Origin of the sequence: Paenochrobactrum glaciei (genome assembly GCF_039522165.1) — a bacterium.
Taxonomy (GTDB): domain Bacteria; phylum Pseudomonadota; class Alphaproteobacteria; order Rhizobiales; family Rhizobiaceae; genus Paenochrobactrum; species Paenochrobactrum glaciei.
Genome location: NZ_BAAADE010000002.1, coordinates 464430 through 484689, shown reverse-complemented (window position 1 = coordinate 484689; position 20260 = coordinate 464430). Strand labels below are relative to the sequence as shown.

Below are 20260 nucleotides of genomic sequence, written 5' to 3'. Positions count from 1 at the left end.
CAACACTAAAGCATGCCTCCCAAAAGTAGGCACCGGTTTTGGGTTAAAGACATGCGTAAAAATATAAAATGTTAGGGTGACTGCTATGGTTACGATGAAGCACGATACACTCTTAACTGCCAAGAATTTGCAATAACGCTCACAAACAAAAATCCCGACCTCAAAGAGATCGGGATTTAAAGACTTCAAAAGCTTTAAAGTAAAAACTTACTGTGAGCTTGGAACCGGATTAGCTGGTGCTGCCGGTACATCTTCTGTTGCCGGAGCCGGTGTTTCGCCGCGCGATGATGCGCCGCCCAACTGGTTGAGAATGCCGCCGCCGGTTGAGCCCTCGCCCGCTGCCGGTGCCTGCCCGCCCGCTGCCGGAATACGGTTTAAAATGTCTGTCGGGCGTTCGCCGTAATTAGCCATAATGCCGAGAACCAGCGATGTTGCGAAGAAAGCAGCCGCAAGAATCGTTGTCATACGTGTGAGCGCATTTCCTGCGCCACGCGCGGTCATGAAGCCGGAACCGCCGCCAATACCGAGCCCGCCGCCCTCAGAACGCTGGATAAGCACAACGCCGACAAGCGCGATAACAATCAGTAGATGAATGACAATGAGTACATGCTGCATGGAATCTGGTCTGCTTTCTTTATAGATCGCGGTCTTAATACGTCGCGGCTCTCTACACGGTATTGGAGAATAATCCAACCCCCATTTAGCAAGCCTTATCAGCGCCAAGTTATATAGTGACTATATATCTATAACACATCCCGGCGCTTTTAAAGGGGGCGGATCAATCAACCGCTCATTTTACAGGCTGCGATAGGCCTCGCAAATTGCCAGAAAATCAGCCGCTTTCAGGCTGGCACCGCCAACCAAAGCGCCGTCAACATCAGCCACACCCAGTAATTCAACAGAATTGGCAGGTTTGACCGAGCCACCATAGAGCAAGCGCATATGCGCGCCCTGCGCACCAAAACGCTCAATCAATGTCTCGCGCATAAAGGCGTGCACTGTGCGCACATCCTGTACGGTTGGTGTCAGACCAGTACCGATTGCCCAGACAGGCTCATAAGCAATAATGGTATTTTCAGCACTCACACCATCCGGCAATGAATTTGCAAGCTGCTCACCCACCACATCCAATGTGGTTTCTGCGTGGCGCTGATCGGCGGTTTCACCAACACAAACAATGGCAACCAAACCCGCCTGCCATGCAGCCAAGGTCTTTGCCTTCACCATTTCATTGGTTTCACGGTGATCCGTGCGGCGCTCAGAGTGGCCGACAATCACATGGCTTGCACCGGCATCTTTCAGCATGAGTGCAGAAACATCGCCTGTATGAGCACCCGATTGCGCCATATGGCAATCTTCACCACCAAGACCAACGCTTTCGCCTTCAAGAGTTTCAGCTGCTCGTGAAAGCAAAGTTGCCGGAACGCAGATAACAGCATCAAGCTTGCGGCCATAGTCAGAGCTTAAGCCCGCAGCAATCGCACGCAATTCGGTCAGGGATTCCCCTGTGCCGTTCATTTTCCAATTGCCCGCTACTAAAGGGCGAATTCCCGGTGTCATGCGCTTCTCCTCGCCATGCTCTACCACCGTGTCGTCGCGCTTTATTTTTATGAACGCAGGCGGACGGTTTTTATGAATTTGCACCTGACTAACAAATTCACACGCGAATGCAACACTTAAAGAGTGCACATTAACCGGTCAAGAAAGCAGCTTTCCTTTCAATGAGTCCTTGCATCGCGCCTATGCTTAGGGCTATTCCCATACATCTGGAACTAACGCTTTCAATTAATAAAAGGTACCTCCATGCTCGACAGCTTGCGCGCCGCCACTCAAACCTGGATTGCAAAACTATTGCTTGGTATGCTCGTCTTAAGCTTTGCCGCTTGGGGTATCGCCGATATTTTCCGTGAAGACATGAGCGGATCCGCTGCATTAAGTGCCGGAAAGTCCGAGGTTAGCGCGGTTGAATACCGTTTTACCTATGAACAGCAGATGATGCGTCTGTCGCAGCAATTCCAGCAGCGCCTGACCAAAGAACAGGCTCAGGCACTGGGTGTGGAAAGTCAGGTCATCTCGCAGCTGGCCGCCGGCGTTGTGCTGGATGAAGAAGCCCGCCAGATGAATTTGGGAATCACTAAAGACGGAATCGCCCGTCTGGTTGCCAGTGATCCGTCCTTCCATGATGCGTCCGGCCGCTTCAGCCCTGCACAATTTGATGCAGTGATGCGTCAATCCAATATTCGTGCTCAGGATTATCTAGACAGCCGCACACAGGTTGCGCGCCGTCAGCAGATCGTTGAAGCTGTCACCGACGGCATGAGCGTTCCTGATACATTGCTGAAAGCGCTCGCCCTTTATGAAGGTGAAAGCCGTGACCTTGATTACATCACCATTCAGCCCGAAAAAGCAGAAGATATCGCCGCTCCGTCAGCTGATGCGCTGAAGGCTTATTTTGAAACCAATAAAGCCCAATATGCTGCACCTGAATATCGCAAGCTGACTTACGTTAAGCTGGAGCCATCCGATATTGCTGATCCAAGCCAGATAACCCCTGAAGAAATCAGCGACTATTACGAAAAGAACCAGAGCCGCTATTCAACCACTGAAAAGCGTGCCATCGAACAGCTGAGTTTTGCTGATGAATCTGCCGCCAATGCCGCAGCCGAAAAGCTTAAAAACGGCATGAGCTTCGATGATCTGGCCAAAGAACTCGACAAATCGGCCGCAGACATCAAGCTCGGCACTTTTGAAAAATCTGCCCTGCCTGATCCGGTTCTCGCAGAAGCCGCCTTTGGTTTGAGCAAAGATCAGGCCAGCGATGTGGTGAAAGGTGCTTTTGGCCCTGTTATCCTGCGTGTGACCGATATTGATGCCGCACACACCAAGCCGCTTGCAGAAGTTGAGCAGGAAATCCGCTTGAGCATCGCAACGACCATTGCTGCCACCGCTATTTCCAATGTGCGCGATCAGCTGGAAGAAGATATTTCCAACGGCGTACCTTTAGCTGAAGCCGCAACTAAGGCTGGCCTCAAGGCTGTAACCGTTGATGCCATCGATGCCGAAGGCAATGATATGAGCGAAAAGCCGGTTGAGAATTTACCGTTACAGGCACAGCTCATCTCCAACCTGTTCCAGACCGACAAAGGCATCGATAATGACTCGCTTTCCATCGGCACCAACGGCTTCCTCTGGTATCAGGCTGACGACATCATCGCAGCCCGCGACCGCACCCTTGATGAGGTAAAGGACAAGCTCGTTGAAGCATGGAAGGCCGATGAAGCGATCAAGAATCTGATTGCCAAAACCGATGAACTGAAGAAAAAAGTTCAGGACGGCAACACGCTGGAAGCGCTGGCTGAAGAACTGGGCTTAGAGAAAAACACCAAGCGAGGTGTGACCCGTTCTACCAATGATATCGAGCTTGGCTCGGCTGCCGTTGCAGCAGTTTTCCGTGGCGCCAATGGCCATATCGGCACTGCCGCGACACCAAACAATGATGCACAGATCTTGTTTAAAGTAACCGATGTGGTTGAGCCTGCCGGTATCAGCGCAGAATCAATCACTGAAGATCGCCGTAAAGCTGCTGCCAATGGCTTGTCTGATGACCTGCTGACACAGCTTATTGCCGAATTGCAAAAACAATATCCGGTTAAAGTGAACCAGACCGCGATCAACAATGCGATGGCATTTTAGGGGTGGCTATGGTTGATTTTAAAGACTTCATTGCAAAAGTCGCACTTGGCACACAGCTGAATTCGCAACAATCTAAGCAAGCTTTCGATATTATGATGACAGGGCGTGCAACGCCCTCTCAGATCGGTGCCTTTTTGATGGCATTGCGTGTACGCGGTGAAACAGTACCGGAAATCAGCGGTGCAGTTTCCTCGATGATGTCGCGCGTTACAGAAGTCAAAGCGCCCGACAATGCCATTGATATTGTTGGCACCGGCGGCGATCAGTCCGGCTCTTACAATGTGTCTTCCTGCTCGGCCTTTGTGGTTGCAGGTGCCGGTATTCCTGTTGCTAAACACGGCAATCGTGCGCTTTCCTCGCGCTCAGGTGCAGCAGATGCGCTGCTGGCACTTGGCGTTAATATTGAAGCAGATGCCGATCTCATCAGCCGCTGCATTTATGAAGCGGGCTTGGGCTTTATGTTTGCGCCTAACCATCACTCATCCATGCGCCATGTCGGCCCGTCACGGGTGGAACTTGGCACCCGTACGATTTTCAACCTGCTTGGCCCCCTCTCCAACCCTGCCCATGTCAAACGTCAGCTTGTTGGTGTTTATGCACAGGAATGGGTAGAGCCATTGGCACATGTGCTGAAAGAGCTGGGCTCTGAACGCGCATGGGTTGTCTATGGTGACGGCCTTGATGAAATTACCACCACCGGCATCACCCATGTCAGTGCGCTGGAAGATGGTATCATCCGCAGCTTTGAAATCAGCCCTGAAGATGTCGGTATCCGCCGTGCAGAACCGGCTGAACTGAAAGGCGGCGACGGCGCTTATAATGCGCAAGCATTGCGTGAAGTGCTTAAAGGCGCAAAAAATGCCTATCGCGATATCGTGCTGATGAATGCAGGTGCCGCCCTTCTTATCGCTGGCAAAGCGAAAGACCTGAAAGAAGGCGTTGAGCAAGCAGCCCTTTCCATCGACAGCGGTGCAGCACTGAATGTCTTGAATAAGCTCGTTCAGGTTTCCAATGAGCAAGCGGAATAAGGATACGGTATGAGCACTGATATCTTAAAGAAAATTGAAGCCTATAAGCGCGAAGAAATTGCAGCTGCCAAAGCTCAAATCCCGCTTAGCGAACTTAAAGCCAAAATTGCTGATCAGCAGCCGACACGCGGCTTTCTGAATGCTTTGCTGCAAAAGAAAGCCAACAAGCAATTTGGCCTGATTGCAGAAATTAAAAAAGCCAGCCCGTCCAAAGGTCTGATCCGTCCGGATTTTGACCCGCCATTGCTGGCCAAAGCCTATGAAGAAGGTGGCGCGGCTTGCTTGTCCGTTCTCACCGACACACCTTCATTTCAGGGTGCGCCTGAGTTTTTGACAGCGGCACGCAATGCCTGCTCACTGCCAGCGCTGCGCAAGGATTTTCTCTTTGATACATATCAGGTTTATGAAGCACGCAGCTGGGGTGCTGATTGCATTCTCATCATTATGGCAAGTGTTGATGATCAACTGGCCGCAGAACTTGAACAGGCCGCTTTCTCGCTCGGCATGGATGCCTTGATTGAAGTGCATGACGAAGCTGAGATGGAACGTGCGCTCAAATTGCAGTCGAAGATGCTCGGTGTTAACAACCGTAATTTGCGCAATTTCGAAGTGGATCTGGCAGTCAGCGAACGTCTTTCAACTATGGTGCCGGATGATTATCTGCTGGTTGGCGAAAGCGGTATCTTCACCCATGAAGATTGCCTGCGTCTGCAAAAATCAGGCATCGAAACTTTCCTGATCGGTGAAAGCCTGATGCGTCAGCAGGATGTGAGCTCCGCAACACGCACCCTTCTGACCGGCCAGACAGCCTGAAGTAAAAAACCATGAGCAAGCTGACCCATCTTGATCAATCCGGACATGCCCATATGGTCGATGTCGGCGACAAGCAGGAAACCGAGCGTTTAGCTGTCGCCGAAGCCTCCATTATCATGCAGCCAGAAACGCTTGCTCTTATACTTTCCGGCAATGCAGCCAAAGGCGATGTGCTGGCAACAGCACGCATTGCCGGTATTATGGCCGCTAAAAAAACCGCTGACCTCATTCCGCTTTGCCATCCGTTGATGCTCACCAAAGTCGGCATTGAAATCGAAGCGGATGAAAGCCTGCCCGGCTTGAAAGTAACGGCGAGTGCGCGCCTTAAAGGCCGCACTGGCGTTGAAATGGAAGCACTCACCGCAGCTTCTGTCACCTGCCTCACCATTTACGATATGGCGAAAGCCGTCGATAAAGACATGACCATTCAAAACATCCGTCTTGTTGAAAAACACGGCGGCAAATCCGGTGACTGGTTCGCATCCTCCAAGGACAAATAAAAATGGCACTTTTACCCGTTGATGAGGCCTTGCAGCGCCTGACTGAAAATGTCCAAACGGGACCAAGTGAAACAGTTTCTATCGATCAGGCAGGCGGGCGCACCCTCGCCGCGCCTATGGTTGCCCATTATCTGCAATCGCCTTTTGATGCCTCCGCTATGGATGGTTATGCGGTGCGCGCCAATAAAGATGGCAGCTATCCAACGACATTTCGTGTGATCGGTGAAGCCGCAGCAGGTAAACGCTATCTTGGACAAATTGCTGAAGGTGAAGCCATCCGCATTTTCACCGGTGCACCGGTGCCAGCAGATGCCGATAGTGTTGTCATTCAGGAAAATGTCATCCGCAATGGCGACATGATCGAAGTCAGCGGCGAGATCATCAAACACAAACATATTCGCCGCGCCGGTCTTGATTTCAAACTCGGCGAAGAATTATTGCCTGCCGGGCGCAAGCTTGATGCCGCAGCATTAGCGCTCGCAGCCGCCAGCGGCAATGCCAAGCTGCAAGTCACCTGCCGCCCGCGCGTGGCCATTCTGGCAACCGGTGACGAGCTTGTCGCACCTGGCCAAATTCCGGCAGAAGACCAGATCATTTCATCCAATTCCAGCGGCATTGCCGAACTGGTGCGTGCACAAGATGCAACGGCGATTGATTTAGGCATTGTGCCGGATCAGACAGATTTAATCATCGCCGCCATCAAACAGGCGATGAATGATAACGTCGATGTGCTGGTAACGCTTGGCGGTGCCTCTGTCGGTGATCATGATCTGGTGCATAAAGCACTTACCGCCTGCGGCATGAAGCTGGATTTCTGGAAAATTGCCATGCGTCCGGGCAAGCCGCTGATGCATGGTAGTCTGACTGCCGCCAATGGCCGTATTATCCATGTGCTTGGTCTGCCGGGCAATCCGGTTTCCAGCATGGTTTGCGGGCATTTGTTTTTAGTGCCATTGATAGCCAAATTAACTGGCCGCACCTATCGCGCCGATATCCGCAAAGCCACGCTCTCAACCCATATGCCGGAAAATGATCATCGCCGTGATTATGTGCGTGCGGAATATATCCTTGACGATCAAGGCGATCTTATTGTCCATCCCCTGCCCGTGCAGGATTCGTCCATGCTTGGAATGTTGGCGCGCGCCAATGCGCTGATTATCAGAGAAGCCAATGCACCTGCCATTGATGCGGGTGCAAGCTGTAAAATTCTGGTCTTGCGTTAGATTTTATCGCATTTCTTAGCTTAAAAAAACCGCAGCGCTATTTTTTAAGACCAGTTTTAAGCGTCGCCTAAATAAGATTTAATTGTCTCGATAAAACGCGGCACTGAAATCGGTTTGGAAATATAAGCTTCACAGCCACCCTGTCTGATGCGCTCTTCATCGCCCTTCATCGCAAAAGCAGTGACGGCAATAACAGGAATGACCTTCAGCTCTTCATCATCCTTGAGCCATTTGGTCACTTCAAGACCTGAAACTTCCGGCAACTGAATATCCATCAAAATCAGGTTCGGACGATGCTCACGCGCCAGATCCAGCGCCTCAAGCCCGTTGCGGGTGCGGATAGTTTCATAGCCATGGGCTTCTATGAGATCGCGAAAGAGCTTCATGTTCAGCTCATTATCCTCAACGATCATCACTTTCTTAATCATCAAACTTCCCTCAGCGCACAGGCTTTCCGGCTTATTTGCAAGCGCATAGACTTATTATGGAATCGAGAAAACTCCATTCATCCACAGCCATTTTAAACGCAGAACATTGACGAATAGCAAACAGATTGCATTTTTTTAATTTTTTTAAAGTCGACATTCATCAAAAAACAACACTCAATTGACCAGCGATAATTCAAAAAACACAAAAAAATGCGCAAGTTTCATCAAAACTTGCGCATTTTCTTAATTATTTATGCAAAATCTGACACAAAAACAGCAATTAATTGCCCGTTTTTATCAGATTTTTTGCATTAAAACGGAATTTCATCATCCAGATCGCGTGAGAAACCACCGCCTGATGAAGGTCCTGAGTTACCGAAATCCGAACCGCCCGATGAACCACCGCCGGAATAATCAGACATCTGCGAACGACCGCCGCCCTCAAAAGAGCGTCCCTGTCCACCGCCTTCACCGCGGCTGTCAAGCATCTGCAATTCACCACGGAATTTCTGCAATACGATTTCAGTCGTATAGCGTTCATTACCGTTCTGATCCTGCCATTTGCGGGTCTGCAAAGCACCTTCAAGATAAACCTTGGCGCCCTTTTTCAGATATTGCTCGGCAACTTTCGCCAGATTTTCGTTAAAAATAACGACGCTGTGCCACTCGGTCTTTTCGCGGCGCTCACCGGACTGACGGTCGCGCCAGCTTTCAGAAGTCGCAATACGCAAATTAACGACAGGGTCACCGGAGCTCATACGTCTTACTTCCGGATCCGCACCAAGATTGCCGACCAGAATAACCTTGTTGACACTACCTGCCATGCGCTTAACTCCACCTTATCTTCTATTGGTTGACTGCTACAGATAACAGCCGCCAATGATTTAGCACATCTCATCCAATGCAAGATGCACCATTTATCGCCTGTTTCCACAAGAGATATGGCACAAAATATCAAGTTCTTATTTTGTTCTAAACCAAATTTTATCGTTCCGCAAGCACACAATATTTACTTCAATAAAATAATATAGCGAGACACTTGCAGAACAAGACTGGAACAGATAGTGTTTGTTCTGCATTTGTTTTTTAAATTGATTCTTAACTCTGGGGGCTTTAGCGTATGTTGACCCGCAAGCAGCATGAATTACTCCTTTTCATTCACGAGCGTTTAAAGGAAGTCGGTATTCCTCCCTCGTTTGATGAAATGAAGGACGCGCTGGATTTAGCCTCCAAATCAGGTATCCATCGCCTGATCACCGCATTGGAAGAACGCGGGTTTATCCGCCGACTGCCAAACCGTGCCAGAGCATTGGAAGTCATCCGTCTGCCGGATTCTATTGCACCGGGGCTAAACAGCCAAAAAAAGTTTTCGCCAAGCGTGATTGAAGGTAGTTTGGGCAAACCTGCTACGCCTGCTAAAGCTGAAACAGCTCCTGTTAATATTGCAGCCGATAATAATGACACGATCTCCGTGCCTGTTATGGGGCGTATTGCAGCCGGTGTGCCGATCTCTGCCATTCAAAACCAGACCCGCACAATTAGCTTGCCGATGGATATGATCGGCTCAGGCGAGCATTATGCGCTGGAAGTTAAAGGCGACTCGATGATCGAGGCCGGAATTTTTGAAGGCGACACAGTATTGATCCGCCGTGGCGACACCGCCAATCCGGGGGAAATTGTTGTGGCACTGGTGGATGATGAAGAAGCGACGCTAAAGCGTTTTCGCCGAAAAGGCGCATCCATTGCATTGGAAGCGGCTAACCCTGCCTATGAAACCAGAATTTTTGGCCCTGATCGCGTACAGGTTCAGGGCAAACTGGTCGGATTAATACGCCGCTATTAATCCGACCAACAAATCATGATGAGAATATCGGAGCCAGCCAACCAATCATTTTTCTTTGGCTGGCGAGAAGTACAGATAGATGCTGTTCCATTACAAAAACTAGATTATGAGCGCCAATTGCATGGGCTTTTAAAGCCTCATTCAAAGCATGTGGTAATAATGTGCGCCTTTTATTCATACGATAAATGATTGTTCTTAGCGCTATCTGTCCCCCCCCTTATTGCTAAGGTTTTTGTGCAGTTTTTGCTTTTTTAGGTGCCACATAATCAGCAAGGCCACGCGCAGCACGCGAATAGAGGCGATAGAGATGCCAAGGGCGTTGTGGCTCGCCAACTGAATATATCAGCCGGTCATTATAGTGCAGCGATCTTGCAGCATCTGCCATACTAGCTGGCACCGTGACCGAGATTAGCGCATTACCAGCATCGGTGGCCGAGATTAGCGTATTACTGGCATCAGCAGCACTATGTGCATTTTCAAGCGCTTTCATGTCTTTGCTTATATCTGTCAGTGCCACCTCGACATCATCTTCTAAAAATTCATTATCGGGATCGAAGCCCCGTTCATAGGCTGGCTCAAAAACCGGCGTAACAGACTGTCCTGCAGAGATTGATTTTCGTATCGTGTGTGAACCGGCACTTTGTGAACCAAGCCTTACTTCCAAAGAGCCTTTCAACGCTAAATCACGCCGTGTCACAATAAGCTTGCCATCAGTCGGACATTTAAGCTCTTTACCCGCAACAGCTAACACCACCACATCGCCGATATTACAGGCAAATTCCACCGCTGCCGGTTCATCGGTATAACTAAGCATACGCCCGTCTTTCAGCGTGATTGAGCAGACTTTATCCTCACAATAAAATGCATCCTCACGATAAATGCCATTCTTCTTCGAACCAGCGATCACCGGCGGCACAATGGCATGAGCATCATAGGCTTTTGCCCAGTTTTGAATGGTGAATTTTGATGAACGCGGGCGGTTCACTGCCAAGGAGCCATCGGCAAGACGCACGGCTAACAGTTTTGCATCTTCAGCAATGATAATATCAGGGTCAGTTTCACTATAATAAAATACAAAACCAGCCAGCACGAAAATGAGCGAAACGGCACGTAGACGTGTTGTACAAATTACCGCAATCACCAGCCCGATGGTCCAGCTTAAAATCGCGCCGGATGAAATAATACCCGGATTGCCTGCTGGTGCGATGGAAGAAACAAATTCGGCAATCTGGCGCATCGCCCAAACACCAAGCCCCATGATCTGCAATGGCAACCAATCCAGCTGCAACGGCATCAACAACAGGCTTAAAACTGCAAATGGCATGATGATGATCGAAATAACCGGCATCGAAAGCACATTGCCAAGCAAGCCAAAAGGCGCTGTATTATTAAAATGATAGGCTGAATATATGCCGCTTGCCACACCTGCAACGATAGAGGTGGCAGCCGTTGCTACAACCGGTACCAGCCATTTTTTAATCCGTGAAGCTTGTTTGCGTTTCTGGCGTTTTCCCTGATTGTAAAGTGTCGAATTTCGATCACTCCACCATGCAAAAGCTGCAATCAATCCGGCGGTTGCCGAAAATGACATTTGAAAACTTGGCCCCAATACTTCATGCGGCGCACTGATGAAAGCAATCAACGCAGCAATTGCCAGATTGCGGATACTGAGTGCGGCACGGTCAAACAGTAATGCGACCAGCATCACCATAATCATTACAAAACTGCGCTGCGCTGCCACATCGGCTCCCGAAAGCGCCAAATAAAAAGCAGAGCTGAACAAAGCAGCCGTAGCAGCATATTTTTTAATTGGATGACGTGCCGCAAAGGAAGGAAACAGGCTGGCGATCATGCGAAAGCCGATAATCACCACCCCTGCGGCCAAAGCCAGATGAAGACCCGAAATCGACAATACATGCGCAAGACCGGAATTGCGCAGTGCCTCATTCGTGTGTTCGCTTATACCATCGCGCTGCCCCGAAATGAGTGCGGCTGCAATTGCCCCGTCCTCCCCGCTCACCACACTGGTGACACGACTGCCGACAATATGTCTGAGTGTGGCAATCGCATAAGATAAGGCTGCCTCCACCCCATCAATGCTGCTGCTTTCCGCCAAGGATGGGGTGCCGAGATAAAAACCATTACCGCCATTGCCTTTAAAAAAGCCATTAAAAGCAAAATCATAATTGCCAGGTCTGACCGGCCCTGAATGCGGACGCAACCGCACCAGACCGGTGAGTGTTGAACCTATTTCGGTTTGCGCCGGAATATCACGGGCTGTCATACGCAACCGCTCAGGCGCATAGCGCAAAACGGGTCGCTGCGTCGACAATACATCAATCGTCAACCGCCAGCCGCCGCTATATTGCGCTTCCAAACCGACAACGCGTCCAGTGAGCCGTGTTGTAACATCGGAGCCGACCATAGCCGTAGAATAACGCCATGTTTCAAACTTGCCGCCAAGCATTCCAAGTTGAAAAAAGATCGCCAGCAGAACAATTGACGACCAGTAATAGCGCTCTCGCAGCCACCAGCGCACGACGCCCAGAAGACATAAGGCCAAGAGCAGCGGTAGCCAGCCGGTTTCCTGCGCTCTGGTAAAATAGGTAATGACACCGGCACCGGCGCTAACCGGCAGCAGTAAAAAACCGGTGCCCCGTTCGCGCTCGGCCTGCAACGCCAATTGCAATTGAATAAGATAGGTTTGTATGCGTGCCTGAAATCCGGTTTCAGTATGAGTTTCAAACGGCTCAGCCTGTGGCGTTTCAAGCGGATGATTGTAAATTGCAGGGTCAGGTAAAAAAGGCGAATAAGACGGGTTTCCGTACAGCTCTTTTAACAGCGCACGTTCATCAATATCTGGCGTAATCGCCCTATCTTGATCAGTATTCGCCCCCCGGCTCAGTCCCCCTACTCCCCATACACAGCCCCCACCATGTAACGCACTCTTTTATAAAAACTTGACCGGCACACTTGCACACGATGCTGCCTATGCTACATGAGCTTTATAAAAAACCGAAGTCCTATTCTGATATGCGCTTTGACCAGCGCTGAAATCTGGATCTGAGTTTTACAAGAAATATAATTACCATGCAGCAAATTGCCCGTCATTGTGCTATTTGTTGATAAAAAATTACAGCGGAGCTGTCATGTCCAAGCCTGTTATTACCCGCTTTGCACCATCCCCTACCGGTTATTTGCATATCGGCGGTGCACGCACTGCACTCTTCAACTGGCTCTATGCCAAAAACCGTGGCGGCAAGATGCTGCTGCGTATTGAAGACACCGACCGTGAGCGTTCAACCGATGCCGCCACAGCCGCCATTCTGGACGGTCTGACATGGCTCGGTCTGACATGGGAAGGCGAAGCCATTTCCCAGTTTGAACGTGCCCCGCGTCACCGTGAAGTCGCAGAAGAGCTGGTTGCCAACGACAAGGCTTATTATTGCTATGCCACGCCGGAAGAACTGGATGCGATGCGCGAACTGGCGCGTTCAGAAGGTCGTCCGCCACGTTATGACGGCCGCTGGAGAGATCGCTCTGCCGATGAAGCGCCTGAAGGCGTAAAACCGGTTATCCGTATTAAAGCACCGCAAACCGGCGAAACCCTCGTTGATGATGCGGTTCAGGGCGAAGTGCGCTTCCCAAACAAAGATCTGGATGATTTCATTATTCTGCGTTCGGACGGCACACCAACCTATATGCACGCTGTTGTTGTTGATGACCATGATATGGGCGTCACCCACATCATCCGTGGTGATGATCACCTCACCAATGCGGCACGCCAGACTGTCATTTATAATGCAATGGGCTGGGACGTTCCGTCCATGTCCCATATTCCGCTCATTCATGGTGCCGATGGTGCGAAGCTTTCCAAGCGTCATGGTGCTTTGGGTGTCGATGCTTACCGCGCCATGGGCTATCTGCCGGATGCGCTTTGCAATTATCTTGCCCGTCTTGGCTGGAGCCATGGCGACGATGAAATCATGTCGATTGCACAGATGATCGAATGGTTTGACATTGTCGACATCAATAAAGGTGCAGCACGCTTTGACTTCCAGAAACTGGAAGCCATCAACGGCCAATATATCCGTGCACGCGACAGCGAAGAGCTGGCCAACACGCTGATCGACACACTCGGTTATTTTGAAGGTGGCGAAGCAATGCTTGCCGCTCTCGATGACACAAAACGTGCACAGCTTTTGGCGGCCATGCCGGGTCTGAAAGATCGCGCCAAGACATTGGTTGAGCTGATGGATGGCGCACAATTCTTGTTTGCACAGCGTCCGCTCACACTGGATGAAAAAGCCGCAACCATTCTTAATGATGAAGGCCGCGCTCTTCTTAAAGATGTTTTGCCGGCACTGGAAGCAACAACTGAGTGGACTGCCGCAGCACTTGATTCTACTGCACGCGCATTTGCAGAAGAAAAAAACCTCAAACTTGGCAAGGTTGCACAACCTTTACGTGCAGCTTTAGTGGGTAAATCCACATCGCCAGGCGTTTTTGATGTGCTGGAAGTGCTTGGACGCGAAGAAGCATTGGGCCGAATTCGCGATCAAATCGTTTAAGTTTTAAAAATTTGCCGCCAAACACGAAAACTTGCTGAAGTTGTAGCTTTTTAGCATTGCAACATTGGTACTTTGGGATAGTTTGGCGGCCAGTTATTCACACGGCAGACTAAGTGATAATTGGACAAACATGCACTAAATCTGCTTGAATACTTGCCGTACCCAAGCGGCGCAAAAGCAATAGTGGACATGAAAGGAATACCGATGTCTGACAAGACAGCTAGTTTTACCCTCGACGGAAAAACCTTTGAGCTGCCGGTGCGAGCGGGCACCGTTGGTCCAAATGTTGTCGATATCGGTCCGTTATATAAGAATGCAAATTCCTTCACATACGATCCGGGCTTTACTTCTACCGCATCATGTGAATCCAAAATCACCTATATTGATGGTGATGAAGGCGTTCTTCTCTATCGGGGCTATCCGATTGATCAATTAGCCGAAAACGGCGACTTCTTAGAAACCTGCTACCTTCTTCTTTACGGCGAACTGCCGACACAGGCACAAAAAGCCGATTTTGACTACCGTGTTACCCGTCACACAATGCTCCATGAGCAGATGACACGCTTCTTCACCGGCTTCCGCCGTGATGCCCACCCAATGGCCGTAATGGTCGGTTGCGTCGGCGCAATGTCCGCCTTCTACCACGACTCAACAGACATTACCGACCCACATCAGCGCATGGTTGCTTCCATCCGCCTGATCGCAAAAATGCCGACACTGGCTGCAATGGCTTATAAATACCACATCGGTCAGCCATTCGTTTATCCGAAAAACGATCTCGATTTTGCTTCAAACTTCCTGCACATGTGCTTTGCGGTTCCTTGTGAAGATTACAAGGTTAACCCTGTGCTTGCCCGTGCAATGGATCGTATTTTCATCCTGCATGCCGATCACGAACAGAACGCATCGACCTCGACAGTGCGTCTGGCCGGTTCTTCAGGTGCCAACCCGTTTGCATGTATCGCAGCTGGTGTAGCCTGTCTCTGGGGTCCTGCACATGGCGGCGCCAACGAAGCAGCACTGAACATGCTTGCTGAAATCGGCACTGTTGACCGTATCCCTGAATATATTGCGAAAGCAAAAGACAAGAACGATCCGTTCCGTCTGATGGGCTTTGGTCACCGCGTTTACAAAAACTACGATCCACGCGCTAAAATCATGCAGAAAACCACGCATGAAGTGCTGGCAGAGCTTGGCATCAAAGATGATCCGTTGCTCGACGTAGCGATGGAACTGGAACGCATTGCTCTGACCGACGAATATTTCATCGAGAAGAAGCTCTACCCGAATATCGATTTCTACTCCGGTATTACGCTGAAGGCTCTCGGCTTCCCGACCGAAATGTTCACCGTGCTTTTCGCTCTTGCCCGTACAGTTGGCTGGGTCGCACAGTGGAAAGAAATGATCGAAGATCCACAGCAGAAAATCGGTCGTCCGCGCCAGCTTTACACTGGTGCAGCAGAACGCGATTACGTGCCTGTTGCAAAACGCAAATAAGTTTAAAAACAAAAAGCCCCCGACCAGTTCGGGGGCTTTTTTATGCAGCCAATAAATGTGTCAACCAGCAAAGCTCAACAGACAGACCGCACTCTTTATCTGCCACTCCATGTTGTGCTACGGATAAACAGATTTTTTTCCTGTAGCTTGCCAAGGCGGTTCATTTTTGATCATGAGTGCCAATATTTCTTCCTCCCGCCTCAACCGTATTGATATTGCCCGTGGCCTCGCCCTCATTGCAATGGCGATTTATCATACCGGCTGGGATCTGGAATTCTTTGGCTATATGGATCCGGGCACCACAGCGCATGGCGGCTGGAAACTCTTTGCCCGCCTGATTGCCAGCAGCTTTTTGATTCTCGTCGGCTTCAGCCTTTATCTGGCGCATGGCAAAGCTATCCGCTGGCACTCATTTGGCAAACGCCTTGCAATGATTGTCATTGCGGCAGCCGCAATCACCGGCCTGACATATTATACATCACCCGATTCATTTATCTTTTTTGGTATTTTGCATCAAATTGCATTGGCCAGTGTGCTGGGCTTGCTGTTTTTGCGCTTGCCAGCAGTGCTTATTCTGGTCGTTGCCTTGCTGATCTTTATCGCACCTGATTATGCCAGATCAGATTTCTTTAACGCGCCGTTGCTTGGCTTTATCGGCCTTGGCACCATCACACCATTATCCAATGATTATGTGCCGCTCTTTCCTTGGTTGAGCGCTGTGCTCACCGGTATCGCACTTGCCAAACTGTGTCAGACTTTTAATCTAAGTGCGTGGCTGCAAAGCTCTGCCAAAGAGGCACAAATTGCCAAACCGCTTACCTTTATCGGAAAACATAGTCTGGCCTTTTATCTGATCCACCAGCCTGTGCTGATGGCAATCATTTACGGTATCACTTTTATTGTGCCGCCAGCAGGGCCGGAACGCGCTTTTATGCAAGCTTGCCAGACCAATTGCGCGCTGGAAGGTGATCCGCAATTATGCGCGCAGTTCTGCGCTTGTGTTACCGATGACCTTCAGAACAAAAATATCGCCAAGCAGATTTATAACGGCGCGATAACGGAAGAACTGAACCAGTCATTGCAGGAGAGTGCACAACTCTGCTCGGTCAAAATGCTGCCAGCGTCTGAATAATTTCAGGTCGAAACACCAAGCTCCGCAATACGCTCAATGCAGATTTCTTCAATCCGCTCCAATTCGCTGAGCGTTTCTTCAATATCACGGCGCTTTTGCGTCAGTTCATCACGTTTTTCATTCACATGTCTGACCAACAACTTCAGCTGCTCGATATCGGATGGCGGCTCGCTATACATACGAATAATGTCGCGGATTTCAGCAATTGAAAATCCAAGCCGCTTCCCACGCAAAATCTGCCGCAGCAAATGCCGGTCGGCAGGGCGAAACAATCGGGTGCGCCCTCGTCGTTCCGGTTGCAGCAAGCCTTCATCTTCATAAAAACGCAAGGTTCGCGTCGAAATACCAAATTCACGCGTTAATTCGGTAATGGTATAATATTCGCGATGCAAACCTTGACCTTCCTATCAAAATCACAATAGCTGACGAAACTTATTGCTCACAATCAGCAGAACTTCCTTTTACGTATCAGTCAAATAAAATCAACAAATCATGCGCCTGAAAATAAAAGATCAACCAGTTTTAACGCACATCCCTGTTAAGAACACTTTTAATAACTAGCGTTAGTCTCTGTCCGTAAAAGCTTTCACACCTCATCCGTCACCGCCTTTGAAAGAGCCCCTATGCAAAGACCTGTCAAAATCATTATCGGCGGTTTAGTTGTCATTGCAGTCTTAGGTGCAGCCCCCTTTATGATCCGCCCTTATGTGGAAAAGCTCGGTACACAGTCGCTTGAACTCTTAGCGCGCGATGGCGGCTTTTGTGAAACCGACGCCTGTGAGGAAGGCATTGATTATGCCCTCTCCTTTCTCGAGACCAATTACGGCTTGTCTCAAGACGAGATCAAGTGGTGCATGGGCGTTGATGAAATTGCCCATCGCGAATGGCACTTTGCCAATGGCCTTAAAGACCTTGCTACTGATTTTATGTATCGCCGCTGTGGCGCTCCTATTCTCGATCTGCCGGAAGACAGCTCCGACATCGATAATGCGCCTTTAGCCGAGTGATCAGCCTACAAAATGCGTCTGCACATTGTTAAAAATGCTGTCTTTTATGCTGATCTGCGCCTGTGAGGCAAAATACCACATGAATAAACCAAGGGCTGATTTCAGCTGAAAAATCTTCCCAAAAGCCAAATTTCTCCATTAATATGGGCATTTAACTCATCTTTAGATTTATTCTAAGTCATTGTTTTTTAGAACAATTCAAAATCATAGCATTTGACAATTTTTACATTAATTTTGCATATATGATCTAAATTTAGTTCAACCTTTAATATTCAGGCCTTTACCCTGAGCTATTGGAGGAACCAATGATTGGTTCAAATTCTGATAATAATATAAATAGCGCGCTGATTAATAAAAGCAGCGTTGTTTTTGCAAAGCGAAATGTAAAATTCGCTTACACAGCAGTCTATAATCACATCAGCATGAATGAACAGCTGACCTTTGCTGAAGGAGCGCTGTAAAATGCTTGTATGCCACTGCAACTTTATTACTCAAAAACAAATTGAAGATACAATTATTGAACTTCTGGACGAAGATTGCTGGCGCTTGATTGTGCCTTCAACTATTTACCATGCGATGTCTCGCCGCGGTCGGTGCAGCGGGTGCTTCCCAAATGTCATAGAAACGATCATAAAGGTCACTGAAGAATATCATCTTCGTCATAATCAGAATGATGAGAATGTCATATTGTTCATTGATCAAGTCAGATCCTTGCGTGAAAAATTTGGGAGAATAAAGCATGAAGGGCGAACCACAGGTCATCGAGCGGCTTAACGAGGCACTGTTTCTGGAACTCGGCGCAGTCAACCAATATTGGCTGCATTACCGCTTACTTGACGATTGGGGCTATGCGCGTCTTGCAAAAAAAGAACGCGAAGAATCCATCGAAGAAATGCAACATGCGGATCGTATTATTGAACGCATCATTTTCCTTGAAGGCCATCCAAACCTTCAGTCGGTAGCACCACTGCGCATCGGTCAAAATGTCAAGGAAGTGCTGGAATGCGATTTGCAGGGCGAAATTGATGCCCGTACATCCTACAAAAAATCACGTGAAATCTGCGATCAGCTTGGCGACTATGTCACCAAGCAGCTTTTTGACGAGCTTCTGAAAGACGAGGAAGGCCATATCGACTTCCTCGAAACACAATTGGAACTGCTCGGTAAAATCGGTGAAGAACGCTATGGTCTGCTCAATGCAGCACCGGCAGACGAAGCCTGATTAAAAAACATTAGAGGCCAGTGGGAACAGGCCGTCTTATATAAATGTAGAAAAGCCGCGCTGATTGTCAGTGCGGCTTATTTTTTACTCTTAAGCGTTTTGTCTGGCCGTTGCCAATTTAAGCACCACAGAGGCCGCCAGTTCACCCGATGGCTGATCTGTCGCCATCAGTTCGGCAACCTCTTCAAAGCCCTTGATTTGCGCCTCACGAGCAGGCCCGTCAATCAGCAAGCGCTGCAATTGCCGTGCCAAAGCACCCGGCCGCATATAATGGTCGAAATATTCCGGCAAAATTGGTTCATCCGTGATGATGTTCGGCAGCGCTGCACTCCAGATGGTAATACGCGGCAATAAAAACTGCCGTGCGAACCAATCCGTTTTATAGGCCAGCACTGTCGGCACCTGTGCCAAAGCCAGTTCCAGTGACACTGTGCCAGATGCGGCAAGTGCGGCATCACTTTCCGAAAAAGCCAGATATTTGGCTTCATCACCAACAACAATTTTAGGTTTTACCGGCCAGTTTTTGGACTGCTCCCGCACCATCTCTTCCAGATGCGGCAAGGTCGGCAAAATCGCCTCAATGCTTTCAAAGCGTAGCGCTAGTTCTTTCAGTGCTTCGCCAAAAACCGGCATCAGACCCTGAATTTCAGAACGACGTGAACCTGGCAAAATCAAAACCTGCCGTGGTGCTGTGGCATCCTTCAGGACGCCGCGCTTCTTCTGTTTCTCACGCGCATCCAAGATCGGCTGCAATCCTGCCAAACGATGACCAACATAAGTTGCTTCCGGCCCATGCAGTTTTTTAAGCACATCCACTTCAAACGGCAAAATCGTTAGCACATGGTCAATATAGTCGCGCATTTCTTTGGCGCGGCGCGGTCGCCATGCCCAAACGGTTGGCGCGATATATTTGATAATTGGAATCGACGGATCGGAAAGGCGCACTTTCTTAGCAACGCGATGCGTAAAATCCGGACTATCAATGATCACTAGACAATCAGGCTTTTCAGCGACAATTGCTTTTGCGGTCTGGCGAATACGCATGATCAGTTTCGGCAGATTTTTTAAAACTGCGCCCAGCCCCATCAGCGATATTTCATGCGGATTAAACAGCGTTTTCAGGCCGCGCTCTTGCAAATGTACGCCGCCAACACCAACGATGTCCACCAGACGATCTGTTTGCAAACGCAGTGCATCAATCAGATCAGCACCAAGTAGATCACCTGATTCTTCACCTGCAACAATTGCAATCTTGAGAGGTGTGTGTTGCGATTGCGGACGGGTAATCACCGGCTTGCTCATC

General features: G+C 49.4%; 20 protein-coding genes. 13 read left to right on the top strand and 7 right to left on the bottom strand.

What is annotated here, in order from left to right:
- Positions 1 to 207: 207 nt before the first annotated feature.
- Positions 208 to 615, bottom strand: coding sequence for a preprotein translocase subunit SecG (gene secG, locus ABDZ76_RS08695; RefSeq protein WP_343804395.1), 408 nt, complete (start codon positions 613 to 615; stop codon positions 208 to 210).
- Positions 616 to 795: 180 nt separating this feature from the next.
- Positions 796 to 1560, bottom strand: coding sequence for a triose-phosphate isomerase (gene tpiA, locus ABDZ76_RS08690; protein WP_343804393.1), 765 nt, complete (start codon positions 1558 to 1560; stop codon positions 796 to 798).
- Between the two features lie 243 nt (positions 1561 to 1803).
- Between tpiA and ABDZ76_RS08685 the strand changes: the two genes are divergently transcribed.
- The 5 genes from ABDZ76_RS08685 to ABDZ76_RS08665 are packed head-to-tail and all read left to right on the top strand — an operon-like array spanning position 1804 to position 7257.
- Complete coding sequence (locus ABDZ76_RS08685; protein ID WP_343804391.1) at positions 1804 to 3693, top strand: SurA N-terminal domain-containing protein; 1890 nt, start codon at positions 1804 to 1806, stop codon at positions 3691 to 3693.
- Between the two features lie 8 nt (positions 3694 to 3701).
- The gene (gene trpD, locus ABDZ76_RS08680; RefSeq protein WP_343804389.1) at positions 3702 to 4721 is read left to right on the top strand and encodes an anthranilate phosphoribosyltransferase; all 1020 of its coding nucleotides are present in this window, start codon (positions 3702 to 3704) and stop codon (positions 4719 to 4721) included.
- A 9-nt stretch (positions 4722 to 4730) separates the two neighbouring features.
- Positions 4731 to 5534, top strand: coding sequence for an indole-3-glycerol phosphate synthase TrpC (gene trpC / locus ABDZ76_RS08675; RefSeq protein WP_343804387.1), 804 nt, complete (start codon positions 4731 to 4733; stop codon positions 5532 to 5534).
- Between the two features lie 11 nt (positions 5535 to 5545).
- Positions 5546 to 6034 carry a cyclic pyranopterin monophosphate synthase MoaC gene (gene moaC, locus ABDZ76_RS08670; RefSeq protein WP_343804385.1) on the top strand — a complete coding sequence of 163 codons (489 nt, stop codon included), beginning with the start codon at positions 5546 to 5548 and terminating at the stop codon, positions 6032 to 6034.
- A gap of 2 nt (positions 6035 to 6036) precedes the next feature.
- Positions 6037 to 7257: a molybdopterin molybdotransferase MoeA gene (locus ABDZ76_RS08665; protein WP_343804383.1), complete on the top strand. Its 1221-nt coding sequence runs from the start codon at positions 6037 to 6039 to the stop codon at positions 7255 to 7257.
- Between the two features lie 56 nt (positions 7258 to 7313).
- Here ABDZ76_RS08665 and ABDZ76_RS08660 read toward each other — a convergent pair whose 3' ends face one another.
- Positions 7314 to 7685, bottom strand: coding sequence for a response regulator (locus ABDZ76_RS08660; RefSeq protein WP_184218521.1), 372 nt, complete (start codon positions 7683 to 7685; stop codon positions 7314 to 7316).
- A gap of 311 nt (positions 7686 to 7996) precedes the next feature.
- Complete coding sequence (locus tag ABDZ76_RS08655) at positions 7997 to 8509, bottom strand: single-stranded DNA-binding protein (RefSeq protein WP_343804379.1); 513 nt, start codon at positions 8507 to 8509, stop codon at positions 7997 to 7999.
- Between the two features lie 296 nt (positions 8510 to 8805).
- Here ABDZ76_RS08655 and lexA point away from each other — a divergent pair, with 296 nt between their 5' ends.
- Positions 8806 to 9528 carry a transcriptional repressor LexA gene (gene lexA / locus ABDZ76_RS08650; RefSeq protein WP_343804377.1) on the top strand — a complete coding sequence of 241 codons (723 nt, stop codon included), beginning with the start codon at positions 8806 to 8808 and terminating at the stop codon, positions 9526 to 9528.
- A 223-nt stretch (positions 9529 to 9751) separates the two neighbouring features.
- Here lexA and ABDZ76_RS08645 read toward each other — a convergent pair whose 3' ends face one another.
- Entirely contained in the window at positions 9752 to 12205 is a 2454-nt protein-coding gene (locus tag ABDZ76_RS08645; protein WP_343804375.1) for a ComEC/Rec2 family competence protein, read from the bottom strand.
- Positions 12206 to 12677: 472 nt separating this feature from the next.
- On the opposite strand from ABDZ76_RS08645, the gene gltX reads away from it, so the two are divergent.
- From gltX to ABDZ76_RS08630, 3 genes are all read left to right on the top strand, one after another.
- Positions 12678 to 14099 carry a glutamate--tRNA ligase gene (gltX, locus tag ABDZ76_RS08640; RefSeq protein ID WP_343804374.1) on the top strand — a complete coding sequence of 474 codons (1422 nt, stop codon included), beginning with the start codon at positions 12678 to 12680 and terminating at the stop codon, positions 14097 to 14099.
- A gap of 204 nt (positions 14100 to 14303) precedes the next feature.
- A complete protein-coding gene (gene gltA, locus ABDZ76_RS08635; RefSeq protein WP_343804373.1) occupies positions 14304 to 15596 on the top strand; it encodes a citrate synthase in 1293 nt (430 codons plus the stop codon).
- A gap of 172 nt (positions 15597 to 15768) precedes the next feature.
- Positions 15769 to 16728 (top strand): heparan-alpha-glucosaminide N-acetyltransferase, encoded by a 960-nt coding sequence (locus ABDZ76_RS08630; RefSeq protein ID WP_343804371.1) that lies wholly within the window; start codon positions 15769 to 15771, stop codon positions 16726 to 16728.
- A gap of 2 nt (positions 16729 to 16730) precedes the next feature.
- Here the strand turns inward: ABDZ76_RS08630 and ABDZ76_RS08625 are convergent, their stop codons facing one another.
- Positions 16731 to 17120, bottom strand: coding sequence for a MerR family transcriptional regulator (locus tag ABDZ76_RS08625; RefSeq protein ID WP_343804369.1), 390 nt, complete (start codon positions 17118 to 17120; stop codon positions 16731 to 16733).
- A 231-nt stretch (positions 17121 to 17351) separates the two neighbouring features.
- Between ABDZ76_RS08625 and ABDZ76_RS08620 the strand changes: the two genes are divergently transcribed.
- From ABDZ76_RS08620 to bfr, 4 genes are all read left to right on the top strand, one after another.
- The gene (locus tag ABDZ76_RS08620; protein ID WP_343804367.1) at positions 17352 to 17735 is read left to right on the top strand and encodes a hypothetical protein; all 384 of its coding nucleotides are present in this window, start codon (positions 17352 to 17354) and stop codon (positions 17733 to 17735) included.
- 305 nt (positions 17736 to 18040) lie between these two features.
- Positions 18041 to 18196 carry a hypothetical protein gene (locus ABDZ76_RS08615; RefSeq protein WP_343804365.1) on the top strand — a complete coding sequence of 52 codons (156 nt, stop codon included), beginning with the start codon at positions 18041 to 18043 and terminating at the stop codon, positions 18194 to 18196.
- Position 18197: 1 nt separating this feature from the next.
- Positions 18198 to 18509 carry a (2Fe-2S)-binding protein gene (locus ABDZ76_RS08610; protein ID WP_343804363.1) on the top strand — a complete coding sequence of 104 codons (312 nt, stop codon included), beginning with the start codon at positions 18198 to 18200 and terminating at the stop codon, positions 18507 to 18509.
- Entirely contained in the window at positions 18475 to 18957 is a 483-nt protein-coding gene (bfr, locus tag ABDZ76_RS08605; RefSeq protein ID WP_343804361.1) for a bacterioferritin, read from the top strand. Before ABDZ76_RS08610 ends, bfr begins: the two co-directional genes overlap by 35 nt.
- Before the next feature lie 90 nt (positions 18958 to 19047).
- Here bfr and lpxB read toward each other — a convergent pair whose 3' ends face one another.
- Positions 19048 to 20259 (bottom strand): lipid-A-disaccharide synthase, encoded by a 1212-nt coding sequence (gene lpxB / locus ABDZ76_RS08600; RefSeq protein ID WP_343804359.1) that lies wholly within the window; start codon positions 20257 to 20259, stop codon positions 19048 to 19050.
- Position 20260 lies beyond the last annotated feature (1 nt).

Coding starts and splice junctions, on each gene's coding strand:
- secG (WP_343804395.1), bottom strand. CDS start 615: ATGCAGCATGTACTCATTGTCATTCATCTACTGATTGTTATCGCGCTT.
- tpiA (WP_343804393.1), bottom strand. CDS start 1,560: ATGACACCGGGAATTCGCCCTTTAGTAGCGGGCAATTGGAAAATGAAC.
- ABDZ76_RS08685 (WP_343804391.1), top strand. CDS start 1,804: ATGCTCGACAGCTTGCGCGCCGCCACTCAAACCTGGATTGCAAAACTA.
- trpD (WP_343804389.1), top strand. CDS start 3,702: ATGGTTGATTTTAAAGACTTCATTGCAAAAGTCGCACTTGGCACACAG.
- trpC (WP_343804387.1), top strand. CDS start 4,731: ATGAGCACTGATATCTTAAAGAAAATTGAAGCCTATAAGCGCGAAGAA.
- moaC (WP_343804385.1), top strand. CDS start 5,546: ATGAGCAAGCTGACCCATCTTGATCAATCCGGACATGCCCATATGGTC.
- ABDZ76_RS08665 (WP_343804383.1), top strand. CDS start 6,037: ATGGCACTTTTACCCGTTGATGAGGCCTTGCAGCGCCTGACTGAAAAT.
- ABDZ76_RS08660 (WP_184218521.1), bottom strand. CDS start 7,685: ATGATTAAGAAAGTGATGATCGTTGAGGATAATGAGCTGAACATGAAG.
- ABDZ76_RS08655 (WP_343804379.1), bottom strand. CDS start 8,509: ATGGCAGGTAGTGTCAACAAGGTTATTCTGGTCGGCAATCTTGGTGCG.
- lexA (WP_343804377.1), top strand. CDS start 8,806: ATGTTGACCCGCAAGCAGCATGAATTACTCCTTTTCATTCACGAGCGT.
- gltX (WP_343804374.1), top strand. CDS start 12,678: ATGTCCAAGCCTGTTATTACCCGCTTTGCACCATCCCCTACCGGTTAT.
- gltA (WP_343804373.1), top strand. CDS start 14,304: ATGTCTGACAAGACAGCTAGTTTTACCCTCGACGGAAAAACCTTTGAG.
- ABDZ76_RS08630 (WP_343804371.1), top strand. CDS start 15,769: ATGAGTGCCAATATTTCTTCCTCCCGCCTCAACCGTATTGATATTGCC.
- ABDZ76_RS08620 (WP_343804367.1), top strand. CDS start 17,352: ATGCAAAGACCTGTCAAAATCATTATCGGCGGTTTAGTTGTCATTGCA.
- ABDZ76_RS08615 (WP_343804365.1), top strand. CDS start 18,041: ATGATTGGTTCAAATTCTGATAATAATATAAATAGCGCGCTGATTAAT.
- ABDZ76_RS08610 (WP_343804363.1), top strand. CDS start 18,198: ATGCTTGTATGCCACTGCAACTTTATTACTCAAAAACAAATTGAAGAT.
- bfr (WP_343804361.1), top strand. CDS start 18,475: ATGAAGGGCGAACCACAGGTCATCGAGCGGCTTAACGAGGCACTGTTT.
- lpxB (WP_343804359.1), bottom strand. CDS start 20,259: ATGAGCAAGCCGGTGATTACCCGTCCGCAATCGCAACACACACCTCTC.